General features: G+C 61.1%; 18 protein-coding genes. 5 read left to right on the forward strand and 13 right to left on the reverse strand.

From position 1 onward, the window contains the following. Window positions 1-22: 22 nt before the first annotated feature. The 6 genes from RT614_RS23755 to RT614_RS23780 form a co-directional block, all read right to left on the reverse strand. The gene (locus RT614_RS23755) at window positions 23-844 is read right to left on the reverse strand and encodes a GNAT family N-acetyltransferase (protein WP_313624626.1); all 822 of its coding nucleotides are present in this window, start codon (window positions 842-844) and stop codon (window positions 23-25) included. 9 nt (window positions 845-853) lie between these two features. Further along, window positions 854-1,654, reverse strand: coding sequence for an AAA family ATPase (locus tag RT614_RS23760; protein WP_313624627.1), 801 nt, complete (start codon window positions 1,652-1,654; stop codon window positions 854-856). Next, complete coding sequence (gene rsmG, locus RT614_RS23765; protein WP_313624628.1) at window positions 1,651-2,340, reverse strand: 16S rRNA (guanine(527)-N(7))-methyltransferase RsmG; 690 nt, start codon at window positions 2,338-2,340, stop codon at window positions 1,651-1,653. Before rsmG ends, RT614_RS23760 begins: the two co-directional genes overlap by 4 nt. Next, window positions 2,337-4,256, reverse strand: a complete 1,920-nt coding sequence (gene mnmG, locus RT614_RS23770; protein WP_313624629.1) for a tRNA uridine-5-carboxymethylaminomethyl(34) synthesis enzyme MnmG — start codon at window positions 4,254-4,256, stop codon at window positions 2,337-2,339. Before mnmG ends, rsmG begins: the two co-directional genes overlap by 4 nt. A gap of 2,969 nt (window positions 4,257-7,225) precedes the next feature. Then, window positions 7,226-7,432 (reverse strand): cold-shock protein, encoded by a 207-nt coding sequence (locus tag RT614_RS23775; RefSeq protein ID WP_008157480.1) that lies wholly within the window; start codon window positions 7,430-7,432, stop codon window positions 7,226-7,228. 223 nt (window positions 7,433-7,655) lie between these two features. Further along, window positions 7,656-8,690, reverse strand: a complete 1,035-nt coding sequence (locus RT614_RS23780) for an AbrB family transcriptional regulator (protein ID WP_313624726.1) — start codon at window positions 8,688-8,690, stop codon at window positions 7,656-7,658. A gap of 112 nt (window positions 8,691-8,802) precedes the next feature. Here RT614_RS23780 and RT614_RS23785 point away from each other — a divergent pair, with 112 nt between their 5' ends. After that, a complete protein-coding gene (locus RT614_RS23785) occupies window positions 8,803-9,969 on the forward strand; it encodes a pyridoxal phosphate-dependent aminotransferase (RefSeq protein ID WP_313624630.1) in 1,167 nt (388 codons plus the stop codon). A gap of 153 nt (window positions 9,970-10,122) precedes the next feature. Here RT614_RS23785 and RT614_RS23790 read toward each other — a convergent pair whose 3' ends face one another. The 5 genes from RT614_RS23790 to RT614_RS23810 form a co-directional block, all read right to left on the reverse strand. Continuing rightward, window positions 10,123-11,649, reverse strand: a complete 1,527-nt coding sequence (locus RT614_RS23790; RefSeq protein ID WP_313624631.1) for a tripartite tricarboxylate transporter permease — start codon at window positions 11,647-11,649, stop codon at window positions 10,123-10,125. Beyond that, the gene (locus tag RT614_RS23795) at window positions 11,646-12,083 is read right to left on the reverse strand and encodes a tripartite tricarboxylate transporter TctB family protein (RefSeq protein ID WP_313624632.1); all 438 of its coding nucleotides are present in this window, start codon (window positions 12,081-12,083) and stop codon (window positions 11,646-11,648) included. The genes RT614_RS23790 and RT614_RS23795 overlap by 4 nt, the downstream gene beginning before the upstream one ends. 120 nt (window positions 12,084-12,203) lie before the next feature. Beyond that, complete coding sequence (locus RT614_RS23800; protein WP_313624633.1) at window positions 12,204-13,202, reverse strand: tripartite tricarboxylate transporter substrate binding protein; 999 nt, start codon at window positions 13,200-13,202, stop codon at window positions 12,204-12,206. A gap of 160 nt (window positions 13,203-13,362) precedes the next feature. Then, window positions 13,363-14,805, reverse strand: a complete 1,443-nt coding sequence (locus tag RT614_RS23805) for a sensor histidine kinase (protein WP_409558515.1) — start codon at window positions 14,803-14,805, stop codon at window positions 13,363-13,365. Beyond that, window positions 14,795-15,472, reverse strand: a complete 678-nt coding sequence (locus RT614_RS23810; RefSeq protein WP_313624634.1) for a response regulator — start codon at window positions 15,470-15,472, stop codon at window positions 14,795-14,797. Before RT614_RS23810 ends, RT614_RS23805 begins: the two co-directional genes overlap by 11 nt. A gap of 489 nt (window positions 15,473-15,961) precedes the next feature. On the opposite strand from RT614_RS23810, the gene RT614_RS23815 reads away from it, so the two are divergent. Beyond that, entirely contained in the window at window positions 15,962-17,338 is a 1,377-nt protein-coding gene (locus tag RT614_RS23815) for a ClcB-like voltage-gated chloride channel protein (RefSeq protein WP_313624635.1), read from the forward strand. 82 nt (window positions 17,339-17,420) lie between these two features. Here the strand turns inward: RT614_RS23815 and RT614_RS23820 are convergent, their stop codons facing one another. Both RT614_RS23820 and mnmE read right to left on the reverse strand, forming a co-directional pair. Continuing rightward, the gene (locus RT614_RS23820; RefSeq protein WP_313624636.1) at window positions 17,421-17,843 is read right to left on the reverse strand and encodes a GNAT family N-acetyltransferase; all 423 of its coding nucleotides are present in this window, start codon (window positions 17,841-17,843) and stop codon (window positions 17,421-17,423) included. 68 nt (window positions 17,844-17,911) lie between these two features. After that, window positions 17,912-19,264, reverse strand: a complete 1,353-nt coding sequence (mnmE, locus tag RT614_RS23825; RefSeq protein WP_313624637.1) for a tRNA uridine-5-carboxymethylaminomethyl(34) synthesis GTPase MnmE — start codon at window positions 19,262-19,264, stop codon at window positions 17,912-17,914. A gap of 115 nt (window positions 19,265-19,379) precedes the next feature. On the opposite strand from mnmE, the gene RT614_RS23830 reads away from it, so the two are divergent. Genes RT614_RS23830 through RT614_RS23840 form a run of 3 tightly spaced genes read left to right on the forward strand, consistent with a single transcriptional unit; the run spans window position 19,380 to window position 22,876 of the window. Next, on the forward strand, window positions 19,380-20,966 hold the full coding sequence (locus RT614_RS23830) for an ABC transporter substrate-binding protein (protein WP_313624638.1): 1,587 nt from the start codon (window positions 19,380-19,382) through the stop codon (window positions 20,964-20,966). 21 nt (window positions 20,967-20,987) lie between these two features. Continuing rightward, window positions 20,988-21,962: an ABC transporter permease gene (locus RT614_RS23835; RefSeq protein WP_313624639.1), complete on the forward strand. Its 975-nt coding sequence runs from the start codon at window positions 20,988-20,990 to the stop codon at window positions 21,960-21,962. After that, window positions 21,959-22,876, forward strand: a complete 918-nt coding sequence (locus RT614_RS23840) for an ABC transporter permease (RefSeq protein ID WP_313624640.1) — start codon at window positions 21,959-21,961, stop codon at window positions 22,874-22,876. The genes RT614_RS23835 and RT614_RS23840 overlap by 4 nt, the downstream gene beginning before the upstream one ends. The last annotated feature ends 8 nt before the right edge of the window (window positions 22,877-22,884 follow it).

A 22,884-nucleotide genomic window follows, 5' to 3' on the forward strand; every position in this document is an offset into this window, starting at 1 on the left:
TCTTTGTATCCCGAGCCGAGGCTCAGGTGTCCGTCTGCTCGGCGGGCAAACGGTACCAATACGCGTAACAGTCTTTGAAACCGTAGCGGCCATACAAGGCCCGCGCGGCCGTGTTTTCCGGCTCAACCTGTAGATAAGCCGTGGTGGCGCCGCCGGCGGCGCCTTCGGCCAGCAAATGCTCGACCAGAACGGCGGCGTAGCCTTTACGCCGATGTCCGGGGTCGGTGACGATGTCGAACAGGCCGAGCAGGTCGCCGTCGCGAACGGCCAGGCCGCCTGCGACGCACTGCCCCGCCGCGTCGATTGCGAGGACCGGCTGCTTATCCACAGCCAGGCCTTGCAAGCGCGATTGGTGTTCATGAATATGCCCGGCGGACGAACCGCGCATGGCACCGACCGCCGCCGCGAAGCGATCGGAATCGACGATCCTGAAAAGCAGATCGCCCCCGACGCATGGCCGGGGGGCGAGCGGCATGCTCATGACTCGGGTCTCACCGGTGTAGATATAACCGCGGGCCTCCAGGTCGGCGTCGAGCGAAAAATCGGGGCCGATGGAGGTGACGCGCATGACCATGGGCAAGCCATGGCGCGCATACAACGTTGAACAATACGCCAGCCGCTCATCCAGGGGACGTGTGGATAACCCCAGCACATTCACGCTTCGGACGCGCTTGGCCGGCGAGCGCGCGAAGCGCACCAGCCAGCCATCATAGAGCACCTGAGAGCCGACCGCCGTGGCGTTGAGCGCCGCCTCTTCAAGCCGCACGTGCAGCGCACTACGCACGTCGGCGGGCGGCGTGGAGAGCGTGTTCTGTGTCGGAATAAAGAGCGCGGCGTCGGACATCTGAAGCGGCTAGTTCAAGTCCCTTTTGACGCGTTCGATCATTTCGGCGCCGAACGAAATGTACGCCTGCGCGCCGCGTGACGCACGGTCATAAACGACACCCGGCATACCGTAACTGGGTGCTTCGGCCAACCGCACGTTACGCGGTACGACCGTCTTGAAAACTTTGTCGCCGAAGTGCGATTCAAGTTGTGCGGACACTTGCTGTTGCAGCGTCATGCGCGGATCGAACATCACACGCAACAGCCCGATGACGCGCAGGTCATCGTTGATATTGCGATGCACGCGCTTGATGGTGTTGACCAGGTCCGACAGCCCCTCCAGCGCGAAGTATTCGCACTGCATCGGGATGATCACGCCATGGGCCGCGGCCAGGCCGTTCAGCGTAAGCAGGGACAGCGTGGGGGGACAATCGATCAGCACGAAGTCGTACTGTGTGGCGACGGTGTCGATCGCTGCCTTCAACTGGCGTTCACGCTCGTCCATCTGAACCAGGTCGATCTCGGCGCCCGACAGTTCCCGATTGGCTGGCAGCACGTCGTAGCCGCCGGACTCCGACTTCACACGGGCCTGCTCGATGGAGGACTCGCCGATCAACACCTGATACAGGTTCGATTCAAGCGAATTCTTGTCGATGCCACTGCCCATCGTGGCGTTGCCTTGCGGGTCCAGGTCCACCAGCAGCACGCGTTGGTTGTGCGTGGCAAGACCCGCCGCCAGATTGATGGCGGTCGTCGTCTTGCCAACGCCGCCCTTTTGATTGGCAATGCAGAATACGCGGGCGGATGTGCTGGGGGGTATGTTGTTCATAGGGTTCCTTGACTGCGGCGCATCCAGATCAGGCAGCGTTCTGCTTGCAGCTCCGGCACTTGGAGCGGCTGAATATGGTCGACTTGCCATTCCCCACGCGCATGCAGCGCCTGGATTTCTTCTTCGGGGACCTTGCCCTTCATGGCGACGAGGGTACCATTCTTGGCTACGTGCCGACCCCCGAGTTGCGCAAAATCATCTAATGATGCAAACGCTCGCGACGTGACGATGTTGCACTCGGCGGGAGCCAGTGTTTCGATGCGGGCGTGTCGCGACTGCAGGTTGGGCAAGGCAAGCGCGCCGCTCATCTGACGCACGAACGCGGTCTTCTTTTCGACTGCATCGACGCAGGTCACCGACCACTGCGGCCGCATGATGGCCAGGACGACGCCAGGCAGGCCACCGCCCGATCCGACGTCGTAGACCTTGGCTGCCGTGTCGGGCGCAGCCAGCGCCTCGCTGAAGGGCTTTACGGCTGCCAGACTGTCGAACAGATGCTGCACGAGCATCTGTTGAGGATCGCGTATGGCGGTCAGGTTGTACGTGCGATTCCAGCGCTGCATCTGCGCCAGGTAATTGAGCAGCTTGGCTACGGCCTCGTCGTCGGCGGGCAAGCCCAGTTGCTCGCATGCGCGAGTGAGTCGGCCGGCCATCTGCGTGCCGGCCTGATTGGCGGGCGCGCTCATGCCGCTTGCTTGCGCGAGCCGTAATGCAGGCGCTTCAGGTGAATGAGCAGGAGCGAAATGGCGGCTGGCGTGACGCCCGAGATGCGCGCGGCCTGGCCGATGGTTTCCGGACGGTGGGTCTTGAGCTTCTGGCGCACTTCGAACGACAGGCTGGTCACGGCGTCGTAGTCCACATCCGCCGGTATCGGCTGCTGTTCGTGCGCCAGGTGCTTTTGCACCTCGTCTTGCTGTCGGGCAATGTAGCCGGCGTACTTGACCTGGATTTCGACCTGTTCAGACAGGACCTCGTCATCCGACACGCCGGGACCCGCCAGCAGCGAGCCGTCGACGTTGCGGGCGGCCATGAGGGCTTCATAGGAAACACTCGGGCGCTTCAACAGATCAGCTAGTGAGTACTCACGTTCAATTGCCTTGCCCAGCAGAGGTTCAGAGACCTCGGCCGGCAGCAACCGCGGATTCACCCAGGAAGCCTTCAGGCGTTCGACTTCGGCAGCGACCGCGTCGCGTTTGCGGTTGAAGGCATCCCAGCGCATATTGTCGACAATACCGAGCCGGCGACCGATTTCAGTCAGGCGGAGATCGGCATTGTCTTCCCTCAAGCTAAGACGGTATTCAGCCCGCGACGTGAACATGCGGTAAGGCTCGGTCACGCCGCGCGTGACCAGGTCGTCCACCAACACGCCAAGATAAGCTTCGTCGCGACGCGGGGTCCACTGTTCGCGGTCCTGCGATTTGAGTGCGGCATTCACGCCAGCCAACAGGCCCTGGGCCGCAGCCTCTTCGTAGCCCGTGGTGCCGTTGATTTGGCCCGCGAAGAAAAGCCCGTTGATTGCCTTAGTCTCAAGCGTGCTCTTGAGTCCACGTGGATCGAAGTAATCGTATTCGATGGCGTAACCGGGCCGCATGATGTGTGCGTTCTCCAGTCCCGGCAGCGAATGGATCAGGTCGAGCTGAACATCGAACGGCAGGCTCGTCGACACGCCATTCGGGTAGACCTCGTGGGTGTCCAAGCCTTCAGGTTCGAGAAAGACCTGGTGCGACTGCTTGTCGGCAAAGCGATGGATCTTGTCTTCGATGGACGGGCAGTAGCGCGGGCCCACGCCTTCGATGACACCACTGTACATAGGGGACCGGTCCAGTCCGCCCCGGATGATGTCGTGGGTGCGCGCATTGGTGTGCGTGATCCAGCACGGCAATTGACGCGGGTGCATGGCCACGCTGCCCATGTACGAGAACACGGGAACCGGGTCCAGGTCGCCCGGTTGTTCTTCCAGGATGGCGTAGTTGATCGTGCGACCGTCAATGCGCGGCGGTGTGCCCGTCTTCAGGCGTCCTTGGGGCAGCTGCAGTTCCTTCAGCCGTTGGCCAAGGGAAATCGCCGGAGGATCGCCCGCGCGGCCGCCCGAGTAATTCTGCAGCCCGACATGGATCAGTCCGTTGAGGAAAGTCCCCGCCGTCAGCACCACGGTCTTCGCCCTGAACTTCAACCCGACTTGCGTCACTGCGCCTACGACGCGGTCGCCCTCCACCATCAGGTCTTCGACAGCCTGCTGGAACAGCCAGAGATTGGGCTGGTTTTCCAAGCGGCCACGGATGGCCTTGCGATACAGGACGCGGTCTGCCTGCGCGCGCGTGGCGCGCACCGCCGGGCCCTTGGAGCCGTTCAGGATGCGGAACTGGATGCCCGATTCGTCCGTGGCCAGCGCCATGGCCCCGCCCAGGGCGTCCACCTCTTTCACGAGGTGGCCCTTGCCAATACCGCCGATCGACGGGTTGCAAGACATTTGACCAAGGGTCTCGATGTTGTGCGTAAGCAGCAGCGTCTGTGCGCCCGTGCGGGCCGCAGCCAAAGCGGCCTCGGTGCCGGCGTGGCCGCCGCCGACGACGATGACATCGAATTCGCGGGGATAGTCCATGATGGGGGGAAGTGAAGAAGAGAGCGTTCGGCGCTCATTATAGAGGCAGGGGTTCCATGTTTCACATGAAACATTTTGGACTCAGTGCAGACCTGTGTAATTTCCACATCGTTCGGCGACCGATGCCCCGGTTGGCCGGGCGTCGTCAGAAGATACAGGCACGTGCCGATGTTGTGTTTCACGTGAAACAGGGGACGATGGGTCACTGGCGGATGTCGACCTACGATGTTTTTCGCCCGCCGGCCGCAACGCGCTATGTGTGTCTACCGCGCAGTCGCATGTTCTGCCTTAAAGCGACGTCACGGTGCGGCACTTTCCAGCAATTGTTGCTAACAGCGCTCCGTATCTTGTCGCGTCTACACCGTCCAGGCGGACTGGGTGATAGAGGAGCCCGGGTGCGAAGCCGGGCATGTTTCACGTGGAACGCACCGTGGTCGAGGAGGCAGCCTCCACCCAAGACTGGAGGACTTTCGTGTACTCCGCATTAGAGGCGTTTCGACCAGGCGTCTCAGTGTCTGTATGCCAGCAGTACTCAACAGCCGGACACGGAGCGCGGAGGTCACTGTTTCACGTGGAACATCAGGTCCTCCCCTGCCCGCTTCGGCGCCACAGATTGTCTGAACTCGATGTAGTAAACAAAGCACCGGCACGCGGGTCCTCGGTTGGGTCTATGCCCGGAACCGTTGGCAAGTAGCTGCGGATAGCCTCAACCGGGCCCCCTCTGCCCAGAGTAATTGCAGCAACGGATCCCGCTGGGCATCAAGATGAATCTGCAGCAACTGCCCGACGGGCTTTGATGTTTCACGTGAAACATGCAGACCCATTGGTGAGCCCGGCTGAATATGCGCCATCCGTAGTCGATGCCATGCACGACGCCCCAGCTCGCGGGTCGCACCAGCACAGCATCGAACTCGAATTCAATGGCGTGTCTGGCGGTGTCTATAGCGCCAACTGCACTGAGCTCGACTGTGGATGAGAATGAATTCGCTGAAAGCCGCGGCTGACCACGTCGCAGTCAGGCACCACACAGTTGGCGCAGCGACTGAAAGCCAGCACGTTGGAATATGGCACATCGGTGTCGGACTCGGACCGTCCTTTCACCTGCTGAAGAGTTGGTTTCACGTGGAACACCTCTTTCGCGTAACAATTAAAGGCCGCATGTCATCACGTTGGCTCGGCCCTCCTGCCCTAATTCCGATCTCACTTAGTCGCACGTAAAACACACAAGGCCGCCGTGACTCGCCCCTGTAAAGTTTCACGTGGAACATGCGCTTAGCTGAGCGCCGCGATTCGGGTGGCCTCGGTGTTTCACGTGAAACGTTGGCAGAGACACACGCCCTATCCGCCTCCCCGCGACGAGACGAGGACGCCGCTTGGACCACCTAAGCGCCGCCTAAGTCCCCGGATGTAGAAGTTTCGGAAAAGGTAAGAAAGCAGAAAAATATCGATTTATTCCACCCTGGCCTACCCCTAGGCCGAAAAAAACGAATTTTTTCTGAAACCAGTGAATCGACGAACGCGAACTTCAAGCCAGGCAAGGGCGGGATGAACCGAAGCAAGGACAGGCCAGGTGCAAAGATTCTTCACGTCCAAGACAACGCCGACTACGCGCCACAGCCCCGTTGCTTCGTTGGGCAATCATGTTCAGCACTTTGAGCGGCCGACAGAACGCGGCACTTGATACGCTGGGCGGTGCTCAGGCTACCGTCAGCCGCGCACTATGGCTTCGTCGTTATCCACAGGAAGCGAAGACCGACACAGCGCGTCTCTTCCTCTGAAAACCATCCTATCGACTACGGCGACGGGGAGGTTACGCACATTCTTATCAACAGGCGAAAACATCGACTCTTGGGCGACACCTGGTTTTCCACACTTCTGGGGCTTTTGCTTCGCATTAAGAAACCGCGCGACCACCATGAAATCCATGCGCGAACGACGGCAGATCTTTTTAGCTAGAAAACCGAGCCTCCCGCCAGCTGAAACGTTGGCTGCACAACTTGTCTTTATCCCCAACCCGAAACGGGATCGCCCTGTATGTTGCGTCCCAGTAACGCCCGGAGCCGCGAATACCAAAACAGTATTCGCGCATCGTTCAAGCCCTTCGCCAATGACGTGACTTCCGGAGGTTGCGTTATACACATCGTTGTCCCCACCGGTCCAATCAACGCGATCGCCAAGAGCGCACGTTGATTGTCACGTCAATTATCTTGCTCGCACTTTTCCGAAGACACCATCATCCATATGGCGGAGACGACGAGACTTCACGTGAAAGCCTGTGGAAAAGTCGCTGATCAACTTTTCAGGAATATCTCAAACCTGAGAATGGCGGACCCCGGCACGCAAACTGGCGCTGCGGTCCAAGGGGGAACGCATCCGCAATTTGCGTGCCCGACCCCAACTCCAGCTCTTGATATCCCCATTTCTATCCACAGGCTGACTCCCCGAATTTGGGCAGCTGAAGGACTAATTCTGTGCATAACAGGGGTGGGGATATCTTTGTGAACAATTACCCAACCATGCGTGCGGACCGGGGATAAAAGGCGGGGAATCAACCATCACTATTCCCGGCAGGCGCCCTGTGGAGGGGGCGGGGATACACGCAAAACGTGCCATTTCCCCCGGGAATAGCGACCAAAATGACTATTTGGATGATATGCGGCGTGTGTTGAGGAGATTCGTGCAGGAAACCGGCAGCACTCAAGTCGAACCCCAAAAAAATGTGCAAAACCGAGTAAGGACAATACCCTTTGCTTCATAACTGAGCAGCCGAATACTCATTCCCGAAAATAATTATCCACAGAGTTATCCAATGATCGAGAATAAGTTAGTGAATACTAACTTCCTCGATTGAATCCGTGGACGGTGCACCGCAAATAGGCGCGCCAAAAAACACAACGCCCCAGACCCGGGGGTCTTGGGGCGTTGTAGCCAGGCCTAACCTGGCTAACGGGAAATTGGGATTTCCCGATTCAGAGCGGGCGAATTTCGGCCGCTTGAGGTCCTTTCGGACCATCTTTGACTTCGAATTCGACTTCCTGACCTTCATTCAGGCTGCGATAGCCGCGACCCTGGATGGCGGAAAAGTGTGCGAACACATCGGTGCCGCCCACGTCCGGCGTAATGAAACCGAAACCCTTGTCAGCGTTGAACCACTTGACTTTGCCCTTCTGAGCCATTTTTTCTAGCGTCCTGTAAATAAATCGAAATGCAATGAATCAAGGACGCCGTGCGAACTGAACGATCGGTGCAAAACCTGTGTTCCCGCTTGTCGCCAGCGCGGCAGAACGAGTCCGCGCGCTGCTTGAATCAACTGCGGAATCAGCATACTCATCCGGCATTACAGAGTCATATAGTTGTTTACCCCAATGTGGCGTTTTTTTCACTGGAACGGCAATACCGCTACGCGGAATTCGCCTGCCGCCGCACCAGGAACGCATAGATGGGCCCGGTCACAATCACGACAAAAACCATGCGGGTAACGTGAAACGCCGTTACCACCGGCACGCCTAACTGCAGCAGCTTGGCGGTAATGGCCATTTCTGCGATGCCGCCAGGCGTGGTGCCGAGAATCAGGGTGGGTATGGGAGCCGCAGACCACCACGAAAGAAGCGCTCCGACGCCGAATGCAAGCGTCAGGGCCAACATCGTGAAACCAGCGACCGCCGCCATGAAACGTGGCGCGGCCCTGAAGAAATCCGGCCGATAGCGATCCCCGAGAGACCACCCGATCAACAGCTGGCCCGCCTTCGGCACGTAGTCGGGCAATGCGGACAGCTCGATACCATTCGCGGTAAGCACCATCGCCACAAGCATCGGCCCCAACACCCACGGATTGGGCAACCGCCATTTCACGAACACCGCGCCGCCGATGATGGTCAAGGCGATAAGGCCGGCCAAGCCCGGGCCATGTACGTCTCTGGGACCCGGCACGGTGGGATCCAGGCCGGCAACACCCCACCACTGGAAGATGAAGGGCACCGTGACCACGACCAGAAGCACGCGAACGCTGTGAGCCGTTGCGACGCGGTCGATGCGCGCCCCGTGCCGCTCGGCCAGATTCGCCATTTCACTCGCGCCGCCAATGGCCGACGAGAACCACGCCGTCTTGAAGTCGACGTCGGTGTAGCGGCGCAGAATGGCGGTGCCCATGAACGCCAGCACCAGCGCGAACAGCATGCCGACAATGATGGGGCCGGCATTGCCGCCGATGTGGCCGAGCACCTGCGGCGTGAAGTACAAGCCCAACGACGTCCCGATGACCCATTGCCCCGCATTGCGCGCGGGCCGGGGGCACGCGGTTCCCACGCCGGCTATGCGCGTGGCTGCAGTCAGCAGCAGCGCTCCAAGCATCCAGGGCAGGGGCATGTGCGCCCGTACCGCCAACAACGCACCGATCAGCGCAATGGCAAAGCCGCCGATCACCCGCAACAACATGTTCTGGCCCACAATCTTGTCCGCGTTAGAAGCTCATGAAAAATGAATTATGAGTTAGTGGGATACTTACGAGAACTTTCCTTGCCTACCCGCGTTCATCCTTGCGTCCAACATGATCCGATCCAAACTTCCCGACGTCGGCACCACCATATTCACCGTGATGAGCCGCCTGGCCATCGAGCACAAGGCCATCAACCTGGGTCAAGGCTTTCCTGACTTCGATCCGGACCCCGCGTTGTGCGCGCTGGTCACCAAGGCCATGGCCGAAGGCCACAACCAGTATCCCTACATGCCCGGCGTGGCGCCCCTGCGCGAAGCCATCGCGGCCAAGACGCGCGAACTGTACGGGCATTCCTACGACCCCGAGACCGAGATCACCGTCACCAGCGGCGCCACCGAAGCCTTGATGGCCACGGTGCTGGCCGCTGTCGGAAGCGGTGACGAAGTCGTGGTCATCGAGCCCTGCTACGACTCCTACCTGCCCGCAATTCGCCTCGCGGGCGGCACCGCAGTGCCTGTGCCGCTGCGCGCGCCTACGGAAGCCGACCCGTACTACCGCATCGATTGGCAGCGCGTGCGTGACGCCATCACGTCCAAGACGCGCCTGTTGATGTTGAACTTCCCGCACAATCCCACGGGAGCCGTGCTGGAAGACAGCGACCTGGATGCGCTGGAAGCCATCGTGCGCGATACGGGCGTGCTGCTTGTGTCCGACGAGGTCTACGAACACATCGTGTTTGACGGAAAACCGCATGCCAGCGTGGCGCGCCGTCCTTTGCTGGCCGAGCATGCGTTCGTTATCTCTTCTTTCGGCAAGACCTACCACACCACCGGCTGGAAGATCGGCTATTGCTGCGCGCCTCGCCACCTGAGCGCCGAGCTGCGCAAGGTGCATCAGTTCATGGTGTTCACGGTTCCTTCGCCGATGCAAATCGCACTGGCTGAATTCATGCGTGATCCCAAGCCCTACCTGGAATTGCCGGCCTTCTACCAGGCCAAGCGCGACCGTCTTTCGCAAGGCCTGGCCCAGACGCGTTTCCGCCCCCTGCCCAGCCCCGGCACGTTCTTCCTGTTGGCCGACTACAGCCAGATATCCAAGCAGAGCGAAGCGGATTTTGCGCGCGACCTCACGGTCAAGCACGGCGTCACCGTGATCCCGGTATCCGCGTTCTATCGCCAGCCCGACGCGCCCGAATCCAATCATCGGATCGTGCGTTTCTGCTTTGCCAAGAAAGACGCCACGCTCGATGCCGCACTGGAACGGCTGAAGCAGGTGTGATTTTGTAATATACGAGCAAAGACTCACATATTTGAAAGACCGGCTCGCATCATCATCGCTTAAAAAAAAGGGGCGCCAAATGGCGCCCCTTCAAGTTCCGGCTTGGACTACATCCCCGACCGAACGCCCTCCGGCGTTTCGATCCGCGCGTCATCAAACCGGACCAGCGGCAACCTTTCTTGCAGCGCGCAACCGGCGCAGAAGCTGCGGCACGATCACCACCGCTGCCGCCCCCGACCACAATGCGATCGACACCGGGCTGGCGAACAGCACACCGACGTCGCCGTCAGTCATGGACAGTGCGCGGCGCAGGTTCTGCTCCATCATGTTGCCCAGCACCACGCCCAGCACCAGCGGCGCCATCGGCACGCCGAACTTGCGCAGGAAATATCCCAGGGTTCCGATGCCTGCAACCAGCAGAAGATCGAACGTACCGGCGTTGATCGCATAGACCCCGATGTAGCTGATGCAAAGAATGCCCGGAACCATCAGCCACCCCGGCACCGACAGCACCTTTGAAAAGAACCGCACCAGCGGCACGTTCATCACGAACAGCAGGACGTTGGCCACGAACAGCGAGGCGATCAAGCCCCAGACAAGTTCCGGCTTGGTGTCGAACAGCACCGGACCCGGCGTGATGTTGTAGAGCGTCAATGCTCCCATCATCACTGCCGTAGTGCCCGAGCCCGGCACGCCCAGCGTCAGCATCGGCACGAAGGAGCCGATCGCCGAGGCGGTTGCGGCGGCTTCCGGCGCAACCAGTCCGCGCATGTCGCCCTTGCCGAACTTCGCTTCCGGATCCTTGGCTTCGATGATGCGTTTTTCCTGCGAATACGCCACTGCCGCCGCGACGCTGGCGCCCGCGCCCGGCAGCACGCCCACGCCGAAGCCCACCAACGCGCTGCGCACGACGCTCCACCACGTGTACGCCAACTCTTTCAGGTTGAACAGTTTGCGGCCGCTGGGCTTGACCTCGACGCTGTGGCCGGCCATCACCTTCTCAAGCATTTCCAGCATCTCGCTGACCGCGAACAAGGCGATCACGACGACGACGAAATCAATGCCATCGGCCAAGTGCACGGATTCGAAGGTATAGCGATAGACGCCCGAATTGGCATCGACGCCCACGACCGAGATCGACAACCCGATCATGGCCGCCAACACTCCCTTCACGGGTTGTTTGCCCAACAAACTGGTCAGGCAGCAGAACGCAAAAATCATCAGCACGAAGTACTCGGCCGGACCGAAGGCAAGCGCCCATTTCGCGAGCATCGGCGCCAGCAGGATGATGCCCACGACAGATACGATCGCGCCGAAAAACGCAGACCACGCCGAGAGCGACAGTGCGACGTTCGCGAGCCCCTGGCGGGCCAGCGGATAGCCGTCCAGCGTCGTCATGATCGCGCTGGCCTCGCCCGGCACGTTCAACAGAATGGCAGTGATGCGGCCACCGTACTCCGCCCCTACGTACACGGCGGCCAGCAGGATGAGCGCCGTCTCCGGCGGCAGGTTCATCGCGAATGCGATGGGAATCAGCATCGCCACGCCATTGACGGGGCCCAGGCCCGGCAACACGCCCACCATGGTTCCGATGAAAGAACCAATGGCCGCGACCAGAAGATTCGTGAGCGAAAAGGCAACGCCAAAGCCAATCGACAGATGATCGAGAATGCCGCTCATATCAGGTTCTCCAGCAGTCCGCCGGGCAGGACCACGTCCAGCACCTTGTCGAACAGCACGAAAAAGAAAAGGCTCATGACGACGCCGCCGATGGCGCACTTGACCCAGCTACCACCGAACAGGCGGCCCACGAAGACCGTCATCAGGGATGTGGCGATCACAAAGCCCAACCACTGGAACAGGAAGGCATACGCCGTGACGAACACCACCATCAACGCGATGCGGCCATTTGCGCCCGCGGGATTCGCCTCGACGGCGTGCCCGCCCTTGTAGACCAGCCACAGGCCGCACAGGCCGATGATCAGCGCAACCAGCAGGGGAAAGGCGCGCGGCCCGACAGGTTCATAGGCGAATGGCGCCTCGATGCTCCAGCCGGCGGCCGTCATGAAGACGGCAAGCGCCAGGGCGGCAATGCCCAGGATTCGATCATTCATGATCCAGGTTTCCGTAGTAGTCGGATCGCGCGGCGCGTCACGCCCCGCCGCCGGCAAGACTGGCGGCGGGCATTCCCTTTCGGGCGCGCGATCGGGTGGGGTTGGCCGGGGGCGGCCGGCTTACTTTTTGATCAGGCCGAACGTGTCGGCGAGTTCGCCGTACTGCTTGACCTGGTTCTTCACGTAGGCGTCCAGCTCGGGCCCGGTCTTGTTGAACGGGAACAGGCCTTGTTGCTGGCGCAGCTTTTCGAACTCGGGGGCGGCCGTCGTCTTGTTGAACGCGTCGACCCAGAACTGGTAGTCGGTATCGGAAACCTTGGGTCCCACGTAGAAGCCGCGAATGATGGGCCAGACGATGTCGTAGCCCTGTTCCTTGGCCGTGGGCACCGTGCCCAGCTTGCCCGGCAGCCGCTGGTCGTTGAATACGGCCAGCACGCGAATGGGCGCGCCGCCTTCCAGCATCGTGAATGCCTCGGCCGCATCGCCCATGTAGGCCTGGATATGGCCACCGCGCAATGCCGTCACGGCCTCGCCGCCGCCCTCGAACGCCACGAAGCGCATTTTCTTGAAATCGACGCCGGCTGCCTTGGCGGTCAGCGCTGCCTTCATCCAGTCCTGGCTGCCCACGGTGCCGCCCGCGCCAAGCACGATCTTGGTGGGATCCTGCTTGAAGGCGTCCATCAGGCCCTTCAGGTCGGTATAGGGGGAGTCATTGCGCACCACGGCCACGCCGTAGTCCGTGCCGATGGCGGCCAGCCAACGCACGTCATTGACGTTGTACTTGCCGAACTTGCCCTGCGCCAGGTTGAGCAGCGACCCACCGGAGAACGCGACGATGGTGCCGGGTTCGTTTGGATGCTGCGCAACGATGTTGTTGTACGCGACGGCGCCGATGCCACCGGGCATGTAGACGATGCGCATGGTGTTCTTGAGCGCCCCGCTTTGTTTGAGGCCTTCGGTGGCCAGGCGGCACGTCAGGTCAAAACCCCCACCTGGCTGTGCCGGTGCAATGCACTCCGGGCGGCGGGGTTCGTCGGCGGCGCGGGCCACTCCGAAGGACAGGGTAATCGCGCCAAGCGCCGCCACGGCGGCAATGCGCAGCTTCAGGCTCGTCTGCATTCTTGCGTCTCCAGAATTTCTAGGTCTTGGTATGGCTGGCAGCATCGATCGGGCACGGATTGCGCGTCGGCAGCACCAGTGGACGCCACCGTACAAAACCGAACCTTTCCGTTAGCTTTCAATTGCCGTCGTTTTCGTGACGCGGCGCAGCATCACGGCGCTATTTCAGGGAAAACACCAATGCGGCACGCAGGCCTGGTTGCCCTGCCCGGTTCTCCAGCACCAGACGCGCACCCAGGATTTCGGCAATGGTGCCTACGATCGCAAGCCCCAGCCCGGCGCCGGAGGTGTTCTTCCCCGCCGCTCCCCGGCGAAATCGGACACATGCCCGGGCAATATCCTCTTCCGACATGCCGGGCCCGTCGTCTTCCACGGCCAAACGGGCTTCATCGGGAGTCGATCCGATCCGGACCGTCACCACGCCGCCCGGCGATGCGTACCGGATGGCGTTGTCCACCAGGTTGCTGACCGCCTCGCGCAGCAGCCACTCGGCGCCGCTGACCGCCACGGGACGATTGTCCGCCTCCAGGCCGATGTCCAGCTGCCGGGCGCGAGCGTTGGGCAACAGGGTGCGGATCACCCCGTCGGCCAGGTCCACGAGGTCTACCGGCTCCGGGGTGAATCCGCCTTCGGCCAGCGAGGCGTCTTTAGCGCGCGCCAGAGCGAGCATCTGGTTGGTGGTGCGTACGGCCCTGTCCAAGCCTTCTTGCATCGCCTGAAGGGCTGTACGGACCTCCTGGGGGTCTGTTTCGCGCAAGGCATAGGCCGTCTGGGTCCGCAAAACCGACAACGGCGTGCGCAACTGATGCGATGCGTCATCCAGGAACTGGCTTTGCACCCTCCCCAAGGCCGCAAAACGGGCCATGTGGAGGTTTACCGCCGCAACGAGGGGTAGGACCTCTCCTGGCATCTCGGACGCGCTGACGGGGCTTAAATCGTCTGCAGACCGGCTTTTGACCTCTTGGCGCAGCCGCTCCAGGGGGCGCAAGGCCATGATAACGCCCAAAACGATCACCAGGACGCTGATCAGGATCACGGCCAGATCGCGCTCTACCGAGCGCACCAGCGCCTTGTGGAGAAACGCCTGGCGGCTTTCCAGGCCTTCGGCGACCTGCACGATAACCCGTCCCCCTTTGTTGGCATACAGCGGAGGATCCATGGGGCGCGCCAGCGCCGCAAGACGTACCGGCGTGCCCTGGTAGGTCGCGTCGAAAAAACGCGGTTCCCCGGAAACCAGGGGTTGTTCAGGCAGCGGCAGGTCGGGATGGCCAATTTCAGCCAGCCCGTCCTCCGTCGCCACCCGGTAGAACACGCTTCCATTGGCCGTCAGTTCGAAAAATTCCAGCATCAGGTACGGCTGTTCCATGGCTAATCCACCGCTGGCTGTGGATATGTTGTGGTCGATGGCGCGCAGTGCTCCGGAAAGGGATCTGTCGTACGCAATGTCGACCTGGTTGCGCAGTTGGTGGTTCGACAGCCACAGCGCGCCCATCATCACCAGAACCAAGGTGGGGATCAGCCACCAGAGCAACTGCGCTTTCAGGGTCCGGCTGCGCTTTTTTCCCGCGAAAACCGAGTTTTTTTCCGAACTTCTAGTTGTCAACAAGGTTCTCCAGGCAGTAGCCCATGCCCCGCATGGTCACGATCTGCACACCGGTTTCCGCCAATTTTTTACGTAGCCGGTGAACCAGGACTTCGATGGCTTCCAGGTTGATGTCCGCATCGTCCGTCAGGATCCGGTCGAGGATTTGCTGCTTGTTGATGGGTTCCCCGCTTTTCTGGATCAAGACCCGAAGCACCGCATGTTCACGTGGGGATAACTGCAAAGGCTGTCCGTCGACCGTGAATTTTTGCGCGGAAGTTTCGAAAACCAGGTTTCCAAGAGCCAGCCGAGGGTGTTCGCGTCCCCGGCTTCGTCGGATGAGCGCAATCAGTCGCGCTTCCAACTCTTCCACAACAAAGGGTTTTGGCAGGAAATCGTCCGCTCCTTCGTGAAGTGTTCCGATTCTCTCGGCCAGGGAATCGCGCGCGGTCAAGACCAGCACCGGCGTACGGTCGTCCCGCGCGCGAATCTTCGCCAGCAAAGTATGGCCATCCATGCCCGGAAGTCCGAGATCCAGGATGACCGCATCGAATTCTTCGACGGCAAGTCTTCTTTCGGCGATCAATCCGTCATCAGCCCACTCAACGACAAAGCCAGCATGTCTGGCCAGGCTTCTTGAAAGCCAACGGGCAAGTTCAGCTTCATCTTCGATCAGGAGGATACGCATGGACGCAGTCCGGGGGGCGGTGGATGGGCGGGATAGGAAAGCATGTTTGGCTTTTCCTTTATTTCTCTTTATATAAAGACTAATGATTAATAAGGGCTGTGGATAACTACCTTAACCTTGAAAACCTCTTTTTTTTCATCACCTTGCAGCCGTTTTTGCCTGTGCAAGAACTCTGTGTGGGAAAAAAGTTGAAGTTGGACAAGATTTTGGACCCTGTCTGAAACCCCTGCTTGTTCAACATGCCTCCACAACATGTGCACAAGCGCGCTGCTTAGGAGTTATCCACAGGCCCTTTCTGGCAATCGGACCCTGAAAAGCGCACTTTTACTCCGAAAATTGGCTTGGCGGCACCCGAGTTTTTTGCCTCTCCAGAGGGGTAAAACGGGCCTGTGAGGCGCTGGCGAGAGTGGCCATTCGGGGGGAGATGTTCAGGCTTTCATTACAGGGGACTGAACAAAAAGTGAGCAGAATTCGCCGTAGAATTCGGCCATGGACAAGGACTTGAAAATCCGGAAACCCGCCTGGGCCAGGCGGGCAAGAAGCGCCCTTTTGGCTGAAAATCTGACAGTCACGCTGTGCGCCGTAGGCGTGATAGGCGTGCTGGGCGCCCTGGCGACGGTGGTGTTCCGCGAGCTGTTGGGCTGGACGCAAATGGTGCTCAGCGGTGGGGATATCCCGCAAGGCATGGTGTCGCTCGCTCGCGGACTGGACGCCTGGCAACGTTTCCTGATGCCGGCCGTGGGAGGCGCGATTGCGGGCGTCATCCTGCAGTCCGCCACCAGATGGCTGCCTCGACGCGGCGCCGCCGACTATATGGAAGCCATTTCGATCGGTCGTGGCGTCATCGGCTTTCGCCAGACCGTTGCCCGCAGCCTGTCGTCCATTTTTTCGATCGGGTCCGGCGCATCCATTGGGCGTGAAGGCCCGATGGTGCAACTGGCGGCCATGTGTTCCTCGCTGACGGGCCGTTATCTGGTGTTGCCGCCCAGACATCTGAGGCTGCTGGTGGCCTGCGGGGCGACGGCGGGCATTACGGCCGCCTATAACGCACCCATCGCGGGTGCGCTTTTCATTTCGGAAATCGTCTACGGCGTCATTTCAACGGCCACCCTGGTTCCCCTGGCCGTGGCTTCCGTGGTTGCCAATATCGTCACCCGGCAAGTGCTGCACTATGACGCGGTCTTTCATATGCCCCATTTCGATTTCGTGTCCGGGTGGGAGGTCGTCAATTACCAGGGACTGGGTTTGATCGCCGGCCTGGTCGCGCCCCAATTCCTGCGATTCCTGGATCTGTCCCGCGCGGCATTTCGGCGGCTGCCGTTCCGGCTCTGGGCCAGGATGGCTTTGGGCGGGCTGATCGTCGGCGCACTGTCCGTGCTGAATCCCGCCGTTTGGGGCAACGGGTATAGCGTCGTGAACAGCATGCTGCATACGCAATGGGCGTGGCAGGCCATCGCGGCCATCCTGTTTCTCAAGGTTCTGGCCACCGCGGCCAGCGTCGGGTCGGGCGCTCTGGGCGGCGTCTTCACGCCGACGCTTTTCGTGGGCGCCGCGCTGGGCGCGTTGTATGGGAACGCGTTGCAGGGGCTATTTCCGGCGGGCAGCCTGTCGGCGGTGTCGAGTTACGCCGTCGTGGGCATGGGGGCGCTGCTGGCGGCAACCACCCACGCGCCGCTGATGTCGATTCTGATGATTTTCGAAATGACGCTGAGCTATGAGGTCATGTTGCCGTTGATGCTTGCCTGCATGACGGGGTATGTCATCGCGCAGCGCATACGGCCGGAATCGGTGTACGCGAAATCGCTGGCAAGCAACCGGATGGCAAGAAGAATGACCGACCTGAAAGACGTTCGTTCAAAAATATGAGTAAATGCTCGTGTAGTTGAACGAGCGAATAAGGCGCGGTCGGAAGGTGTCTGAATGTGCGTCTGAAATGCTGGAAAGTCCCTTATTCAAGGGGTTTTTGCATGAATACCCGATTGAGACCGATCTCCGTGGCGCGATGGGTTTCGACGTAACCGTGCCGCATATAGATGGCGATGTTCTCAACCATCACTTCCTGCGTGTAGAGCCGGATACTTGAAAAACCTGCCTTCCGGGAAATCTCTTCGGCCCAGTCGAGCAACGCCCGGCCAAAGCCGTTGCCCTGCGCCGACGGTGAAACCGCAATGTTGTCCAACAGCATGCAGCCCGCGTCGGGTTCGGGAATCAGCACGGTCAGCCCCTGGATGACGCCGTCCGATTCCAGCACGTAAACCGCACCCTGCGCCACGCGAGCCGGATAGTCGTCGCGCATAGGACCGGGCGTGGCGCCGTTACGCGCGATATAGGGCGAGTAGGCCTCGCGAACGATGCGTTCGATGTGGGCCACATCGCGGGAAGTCGCGGGCCGGATACGATGGGGGGCGGGTTTCGTATTCACGGCGGCGCGCCCTCTTCCTATTTGCCGATGCAGAAACTGGAGAAGATCTCGCCCAGCAAATCGTCGCTGGTGAACTTGCCGGTGATGCTGGACAGGCTGTCATGCGCCAGCCGCAGCTCTTCGGCGAACAGGTCCAGCACCCGGTCGTCCTGGCTGGCGTGCGCGCCGGCCAGTTCCAGGTGTTCGGCCGCATCCTGCAATGCATGCAGATGTCGCTCGCGCGCCAGCCACGGCGACTCGGCGCCAGGATTCCAGCCTGCGATGCGCAGCAATTCCGCCCGGAGCTGATCCAGTCCGCCCCCGCGCTTGGCCGAAATACCCAGTTCGCCGGGGCCGCCGGCAAACGGCGCAGGCAGCAAATCGACTTTGTTGAAAACCTTGAGCACCGGCGTTCTGGCCGGCAGGCGCGCGGTGATCTGGGCGTCGAGTTCGTCGCCCGGCTGGGTGGCGTCCTGCAGGTGCAGGATGACGTCAGCCCGTTCGATTTCCTGCCAGGTGCGCGCGATACCGATGCTTTCGACGGTGTCTTCCGTTTCACGCAGGCCGGCCGTGTCGACAATATGCAAGGGAACGCCATCGATGTGGATTTCCTGCACGACTTTGTCGCGTGTAGTGCCGGCGATGGGCGTGACGATGGCGATGTCGTCGCCGGCCAGGGCATTCAGAAGGCTGGACTTGCCCACATTGGGCTGGCCGGCAAGCACGACGTGAAGTCCTTCGCGCAGGATCACGCCCTGGCGGGCTTGCGCGATCAACGCGCCAAGGTCGGAAGTCAACGCGTCCAGTGTGGGACGGGCCTGGTACTTTTCGAGGAAATCGATCTCTTCTTCCGGGAAATCCAGCGTCGCCTCTACCAGCATGCGCAAATGGATGATGCGGTCGGACAGATCGTTGACCCGCGACGAGAATTCGCCAGACAGGGAGGCCATCGCGCCGCGCGCGGCCGCGACCGACGAGGCTTCGATCAGATCGGCGACGGCTTCAGCCTGAGCAAGGTCCATGCGATCGTTCAGGAAGGCGCGGCGGGTGAATTCGCCGGGTTCGGCCAGCCTGAGGCCCAGGTCCCGGCCGGCGGCCAGACAGCTGTCCAGCACGCGCCGCAGCACGGCCGGGCCGCCATGGCCCTGCAGTTCAAGCACGTCTTCGCCGGTGTAGGAATGCGGCGCCTGAAAGTAGATGGCGAGGCCTTCGTCCAGCAATTCGCCTTCCGTGGACTTGAAAGGCAGATAGTGCGCGTGACGCGGCGTCAGGTCGCGCTGGAACAAGCGCCGCGCCAGTCCGGACAAGTCCGCGCCAGATATGCGCACGACGCCGATGCCACCTCTTCCAGGGGCGGTGGCAATGGCGGCAATGGGGGCGTGGGCGGACATAACGGAGGGATGGCGATGCTAGGACAATAGGGGAATATAACTGTTGCGCGGCGCGTTGTTTGCTGGTTACTGTGGCCCGGAGGTTCAAAACCCGAAACAACTCTGGGAGATCACAATGGCATCTCGGTTTTCGCGTGTCTTGGCCTGCGGCGCAGCCGCGGTAGTGCTGGCCTGTGGCGCGTTCAGTTCGGCCATGGCTCGCGACCTGGTGATTGGCCTGAAGACCGAACCGTCTTCAATGGATCCGCAATACCACGCGTTGACGCCCAACACGCAGATCTCCCAGACCATCTTCGACACGCTCGTCGCCACCGACGCGCAGCTCAAGCCGCAGCCTTCGTTGGCGGAATCCTGGACCGTGGACGGCAAGGTCTGGACATTCAAGCTGCGTCCGAACGTGAAATTTTCGGACGGCACGCCCTTTACCGCCGAAGACGTCGTATTCACGTATGACCGCGTGCCGAAGGTGCCGAACAGCCCGTCGCCGTTCACGCTGTACCTGGGCTCCGTGGCGAAGACCGAAGCTGTCGACCCGATGACCATCCGGATCACCACCAAGGATGTCGCGCCGAATCTGCTGGTGAATTTGGCGCAGTTGCCGATCATGTCGAAGAAGGCGGCTTCCGGCCCCGCGGCGGAAGGCAAGACGACGACGGAACTGAACAGCGGCGACGGCCTGATCGGCACCGGGCCTTACAAGTTCGTGTCCTGGAAGCGCGGCGCCGAATTCGTGCTGGCGCGCAACGACAATTACTGGGGCAAGAAGCCGGAATGGGATCGGGTGGTCTACCGCCCCATCAGCAATGCCGCCGCCCGCGTGGCCGCGCTGCTGGCGGGTGACGTCGACATGATCGAAGATCCTCCCACCGACGACCTTCCCAAGCTCAAGTCCGACAAGAAACTCTTTGTCGAGGAAACGCCGTCGGTGCGCGTGGTGTACGTGGCGCTGGATCAGTATGCGGAGCCCTCGCCCGGCGTCCAGGGCACCGACAAGAACCCGATGAAAGACAAGCGCGTGCGGGAGGCGCTGTCGCTGGCCATCAACCGCGACGCCCTGGTTGAGCGTGTGATGGGCGGCGTGGCGCTGCCGGCGGGCAACCTGTTGCCGTATCCGATGTTCGGATCCAGCAAGGAGCACTCCAAGGCGCCCAAGGCCAATGTCGAAAAGGCCAAGGCGTTGCTGAAGGAAGCGGGCTATCCCAACGGATTTTCGATCACGCTGGGTTCTCCGTCTGGCCGCTACGTCAATGATTCCAAGGTGGCGCAGGCGATCGCATCGATGTGGACGCGTGTGGGCGTGAAGACCAGCGTGGACGCCATGGCGCCCCCGGTGTTCTTCAAGAACCGCGACAGCTATTCTTTCTCGGCTTATCTGGCGGGCTGGTCCGTGACCAGTGGTGAAATGTCCAATGCGCTGACCTCCTTGCTGATGACGCGCAATCCGGAAGCGGGCCAGGGCACCACCAACCGCAGCCGCTACTCCAATCCCAAGATGGACGATCTGGTGAAGGAAGCGTCCGCCACCATGGATGACGCCAAGCGCGCCGAGCTGCTGGCCAACGCCAGCAACATTGCCATGGATGATTTCGCGATGCTGCCCGTCCATTTCGAGCTGTCGGTATGGGCCATGAAGAACGACATCCGATATCAGGGTCGTCCCGACCAGGTCACGCTGGCGCAGAACGCAACGCTGAAGAAGTAAGCGCGCAGCGGGCGATATCTCGTGCTTGCAACCATCGTCAGAAGGCTGTTGCAGACCATCGTCGTCATGCTCGTCATGTCGGCGTTGGTCTTCGCCGGCATCTATATGGTCGGCGATCCGGTGTCGATGCTGGCCAGCCCGGAAGCCACCGAAGCGCAGCGGGCCGCGATCAGCGCGTCGCTGGGGTTGGACCAGCCTTTGTGGCGCCAGTACCTGATCTTCATGAGCCAGGCCGTGCGCGGGGATTTCGGCAACAGCTTCCTGACTGGCGAACCGGCCATGCATCTGATCCTGGAGCGCATGCCGGCCACGGTCGAGCTCGCCTGTGTGGCCATGCTGCTGTCGGTGCTGATCGGCGTGCCACTGGGAATTCTTGCGGGCTTGAAACCGGTGGCTGCCGGGTCGCGCGCAATCATGACGGGTTCCGTGTTGGGCTTTTCGCTGCCCAATTTCTGGGTCGGCCTGATGCTCATCATGGTGTTCGCGGTGATGCTGGGGTGGGTGCCTGCCGGGGGGCGCGGCGCGACTGTCAGCATCGGTTCCCTGCAATTGAGCGTGCTGACGTTCGAGGGCTGGCGGAGCCTAGCGTTGCCTGCCGCCACCATCGCAATCGCCAAGTGCGCAATGATCATCCGCGTCACGCGGGCCGCGACGCGCGAGGCGCTGCCCATGGACTACATCAAGTTCGCGCGCGCCAAGGGGCTGTCGGAAAAGCGCGTGCTGGGCGTGCATCTGCTCAAGAACATCCTGATTCCGGTGGTGACTGTCGCAGGCCTTGAGTTCGGCCAGGTGATGGCGTTCGCCGTCGTGACGGAGACCGTGTTTTCCTGGCCCGGAATGGGCAAGCTGCTGATCGATTCCATCATCAACCTGGACCGGCCGGTGGTGGTGGCTTATCTGCTGCTGATCGTTTTCTTCCTGGTCATGTTGAACCTCGTGGTGGACATCATCTATACGGTGCTCGATCCCCGCGTACGACTGGATAGCCGCCGATGAATACGCCCGCCGCCGCTGCGTCGTCCGCCCCCACGAAGGAACAATCGCCCTGGCGGCGGTTCGTGTCGGATTTCTTTGCCAGCAAGCTGGCCACGCTGGGCCTTGTGATGCTGATCGCGATCGTCGGGGCCGCACTTCTGGCCCCCTGGATCGCACCGCAGAACCCATATGACCTGGCAAGCTTGGACATCATGGATTCGAAGCTCAAACCGGGCAGCGAAAGCGGTGATGGTTCCATGCGGCACTGGCTGGGCACCGACGGCCAGGCGCGGGACCTGTTTTCCGCCATTCTCTATGGCATGCGCACCAGCCTCATGGTTGCGACGGTTTCAGTGCTGACCGCCTTTGGAATCGGCGCCACCGTGGGGTTGATCGCCGCCTACTTCGGCGGACGCATCGATGCGCTGCTGATGCGGGTTGTGGATATCCAGCTTTCGTTCCCCGCGATCCTGGTGGCGCTGATGCTGCTGGCCATCCTGGGCAAGGGTGTGGATAAAGTGATCATCGCGCTGATCGTCGTGCAATGGGCCTATTTTGCGCGGGCGGCGCGGGGCGCGGCGCTGGTGGAGCGCGGCAAGGAATATGTAGAGGCGGCGCGCTGTATGTCGCTATCGTGGTCTCGCGTGTTGTTTCGCCACGTGTTGCCCAACTGCATGCCGCCGCTCATCGTGATCGCCACGATCGATCTGGCGCATGCGATCGCACTGGAGGCCACGCTGTCATTTCTTGGAGTGGGCGTGCCGGTGACCGAGCCGTCGCTGGGCATGCTGATCTACAACGGTTTTGAGTACTTGCTGTCCGGCCAGTACTGGATTTCCTTCTTTCCCGGCATCGCGCTGGCGCTGGCCATCATCGCCATCAACCTGGTGGGCGACCATCTGCGCGATGTGCTCAACCCGCGGCATGCGAACTGAGGGCGCGA

The organism is Achromobacter sp., from assembly GCF_032102605.1.
Lineage (GTDB): Bacteria > Pseudomonadota > Gammaproteobacteria > Burkholderiales > Burkholderiaceae_B > Achromobacter.

Bases quoted from the DNA above. Each gene is read 5' to 3' on its own strand.
- mnmE (WP_313624637.1), bottom strand. From the start codon at position 19,264: ATGTCCGCCCACGCCCCCATTGCCGCCATTGCCACCGCCCCTGGAAGA.
- RT614_RS23840 (WP_313624640.1), top strand. From the start codon at position 21,959: ATGAATACGCCCGCCGCCGCTGCGTCGTCCGCCCCCACGAAGGAACAA.
- RT614_RS23755 (WP_313624626.1), bottom strand. From the start codon at position 844: ATGTCCGACGCCGCGCTCTTTATTCCGACACAGAACACGCTCTCCACG.
- RT614_RS23760 (WP_313624627.1), bottom strand. From the start codon at position 1,654: ATGAACAACATACCCCCCAGCACATCCGCCCGCGTATTCTGCATTGCC.
- rsmG (WP_313624628.1), bottom strand. From the start codon at position 2,340: ATGAGCGCGCCCGCCAATCAGGCCGGCACGCAGATGGCCGGCCGACTC.
- mnmG (WP_313624629.1), bottom strand. From the start codon at position 4,256: ATGGACTATCCCCGCGAATTCGATGTCATCGTCGTCGGCGGCGGCCAC.
- RT614_RS23790 (WP_313624631.1), bottom strand. From the start codon at position 11,649: ATGAGCGGCATTCTCGATCATCTGTCGATTGGCTTTGGCGTTGCCTTT.
- RT614_RS23810 (WP_313624634.1), bottom strand. From the start codon at position 15,472: ATGCGTATCCTCCTGATCGAAGATGAAGCTGAACTTGCCCGTTGGCTT.
- RT614_RS23815 (WP_313624635.1), top strand. From the start codon at position 15,962: ATGGACAAGGACTTGAAAATCCGGAAACCCGCCTGGGCCAGGCGGGCA.
- RT614_RS23785 (WP_313624630.1), top strand. From the start codon at position 8,803: ATGATCCGATCCAAACTTCCCGACGTCGGCACCACCATATTCACCGTG.
- RT614_RS23800 (WP_313624633.1), bottom strand. From the start codon at position 13,202: ATGCAGACGAGCCTGAAGCTGCGCATTGCCGCCGTGGCGGCGCTTGGC.
- RT614_RS23775 (WP_008157480.1), bottom strand. From the start codon at position 7,432: ATGGCTCAGAAGGGCAAAGTCAAGTGGTTCAACGCTGACAAGGGTTTC.
- RT614_RS23795 (WP_313624632.1), bottom strand. From the start codon at position 12,083: ATGAATGATCGAATCCTGGGCATTGCCGCCCTGGCGCTTGCCGTCTTC.
- RT614_RS23780 (WP_313624726.1), bottom strand. From the start codon at position 8,690: ATGTTGTTGCGGGTGATCGGCGGCTTTGCCATTGCGCTGATCGGTGCG.
- RT614_RS23830 (WP_313624638.1), top strand. From the start codon at position 19,380: ATGGCATCTCGGTTTTCGCGTGTCTTGGCCTGCGGCGCAGCCGCGGTA.